Genomic DNA, 2,834 nt, shown 5'->3' on the forward strand with positions numbered 1-2,834 from the left:
GGCCCGAGATCAGGGCGCACGCCTTGAAGGCGCGCTTCATCAGGAAGCTCTCGTCCAGCCAGGCCTCCAGGTCGTCGCCCAGCATGTCCTGGGCGAACAGGTCGTCCAGGTCCAGCGCGTCCATCGGCTTCAGCGACCAGATGTTGACCGCGTAGTCGTTGGCCACGAAGCCCAGCGGGCCGATGCCCAGCCGGTCCAGCCGCCGGGTCAGCAGCATGGCCAGGGTGGTGTGGGCGATGCGGCCCTCGAACGGATAGCAGACCATGTGGAACCGCTTGCCGTGCGGGAAGGTCTCCAGCAGCATCTCGTCCTGCTCGGGAATGATCGAGCGGATCTTCTGGTAGCCCAGCCATTCCTGGACGTCCGGGGGCAGGGCGGGCCATTCGCGCTCGTCATGCATCATCGCCCGCACGCGGCCGGCCAGATAGGTCGACAGCGGGAACTTCGAGCCGCCCCAGCTGGGCATCATCGGGTCCTTGTCCGGCGCGGGGCTGACGAAGGCGTCGGTGCCGACCAGGCTGTTGAACCGCCAGACCTGGCCCGCGAAGATGAAGGTGTCGCCCGGCTTCATCTGCTCGAAGAAGCCTTCTTCGGCCTCGCCGACCTTGCGGCCTCCCATCGGGCGCTTGCCGCCGCCGATGCGGACATTGACGGTGGCGGCGGTGACGATTGTTCCGACGTTCATCCGGTGCTGCAGCACGGCCTGGGCGTTGCGCGCTCGCCAGAGGCCGTCCTGGCCGGGCACGATACGGCGGAACTTGTCGTAGGTGCGCAGCGCGTAGCCGCCGGTCGAGACGAAGTCGACGACGGTCTCGAAGTCTTCCCACGACAGGTCCGAATAGGGGCCGGCCGTGCGGATCTCGTCATAGAGGTCGGTTAGGGCGAATGGCTCGGAGCACGCGCAGCCCATGATGTGCTGGGCCAGGGTGTCCAGCGTGCCGGTGCGCGCGGGCTCGCCGTCCAGATGGCCGCCCAGGATGGCGTCGGCGGCGGCGCGGCACTCCAGATATTCGAAGCGGTTGGCCGGAGCCAGGATGGCGCGCGAGGGCTCGTCCAGGCGGTGGTTGGCGCGGCCGATCCGCTGGACCATCCGCGAGGCGCCCTTGGGCGCGGCCAGCTGGATGACCAGGTCCACGTCGCCCCAGTCGATGCCCATGTCCAGGGTCGAGGTGCAGACCACGGCGCGGATCTCGCCGCGCGCCATGGCCGCTTCGACCTTGCGACGCTGCTCGGCCGCCAGGCTGCCGTGATGCAGGGCGATGGCCAGGCCGTCGTCGTTCAGCTTCCACAGCTCCTGGAACGCGAACTCGGCCTGGAAGCGCGTGTTGACGAAGACCAGGGCGGTCTTGGCGCCTTTGATGATCTCGTAGATCTCGGCCATGGCGTGCTCGGCCGTGTGGCCGGCCCAGGGCACGCGGCCGCCGGAGACCAGCACCTCCACGATCGGCTGGGCGCCGCCGGACCCGAGGACGAGATCGACGTTGTGGGGCAGAGTCGGATTGGGACGGTCCTCCCCCTGTGGGAGAGGTGATGGCGTGGGCCTCGTCGATGATCACGCAGGACAGGTCGGCGAAGTAGTTTCGCGCGCCCTCCCAGGCGCAGAACAGGGCCAGCTGTTCGGGCGTGGTCAGCAGGATGTCGGGCGGTTTCAGGCGCTGGCGCTGCTTGCGGGCCTCGCCGGTGTCGCCCGTGCGGCTCTCGGCGACGATCTTCAGGCCCATCTCGCGGATCGGCGTGGCCAGGTTGCGCTCGATGTCGACCGCCAGGGCCTTGAGCGGCGAAATGTAAAGCGTGTGCACTCCGGCCGGCGTGTTGCGCGGCGCGCGTTCGGCCAGTTCGATCAGGCTGGGCAGGAAGCCCGCCAGGGTCTTGCCGCCGCCGGTCGGCGCGATCAGCAGGGCGTCGCGGCCCTGCCGGCCCTTGTCGATCATCGCCAGTTGGTGCGGTCTGGGCGCCCAGCCGCGCGAGGCGAACCACTCTTGAAAGCGTGGTGGAAGGGCGGTCGCCGCGAGCATTGCCTAGGCCTATAGCATGTTCCCGTTCCGTTTCCATGCGGCTACCTGCCGCTTTCCGGTGTTTTGATAAGGGTGGTACGCGAGTCCATCCGTAGGTTCAGACCGTTAGGGGCGTGCGAAGATGGGGCGGATGGCTCGGAACAGCCTTGCAGGCTTGGCCTTGGCGACGATGCTGGCGCTCGGCGCGCCGTCCCTGGCGGCGCCGGCCGCCTTGGCAGAGCCCGCGCGGACCGAGCTTCTGCGCCGCGCCCAGGCCGGCGACGTCAGCGCCTTCGATCCGCTGGCCGACAGCTATCTCAACGCCGAGGGCGAGCAGCGCGACGTCAACGCCGCGGTGCGCTGGCTGAACGCGGGCGTCAAGGCCGGCGACACCGGCTGCATGATCGCCCTGGGCAATCTCTATTTCGAGGGCGACGACCTCGACCAGGACGAAGCCAAGGCGCTGTCGCTGTACAAGGCCGCCGCGGCCGAGGGCGACGCCCTGGGCGCCTACAACGCCGGCCTCGTTTACGAGACCAGCGCCGAGGACCTGACCCAGGCCCTGGGCTGGTACTGGCGCGCCGCCGCCGGCGGCGACGAGGGCGGCATGTACAAGCTGGCCCTGGCCTATCAGTTGGGACGCGGCGTGCCCGCCGACGAAGCCCAGGCCGTGGCCTGGATGCGCAAGGCCGCCGCCGCCGGCTCGGTCGACGCGACCAACGACCTCGGCTCGTACTATCTGCAGGGCTATGGCATGCCGGTCGATGAGACCCAGGCGCTGCGGCTCTATGCGGACGCCGCCCAGCGGGGCTCGGCGGTGGCCCTGGCCAATGTCGCCGC

The 2,834-nt window shown here is 69.4% G+C and carries 1 protein-coding gene and 1 pseudogene; one reads left to right on the forward strand and one right to left on the reverse strand.

The window, feature by feature from the left end:
• Positions 1-2,015, reverse strand: a pseudogene (locus tag AC1DZ6_RS24925) (DEAD/DEAH box helicase); the annotation flags it as partial.
• A 130-nt stretch (positions 2,016-2,145) separates the two neighbouring features.
• Here AC1DZ6_RS24925 and AC1DZ6_RS24930 point away from each other — a divergent pair.
• The coding region (locus AC1DZ6_RS24930; RefSeq protein ID WP_477099775.1) for a tetratricopeptide repeat protein at positions 2,146-2,834 on the forward strand (689 nt) is incomplete at its 3' end.

The sequence above is a fragment of the Caulobacter sp. P1_B12_2 genome (assembly GCF_056406675.1).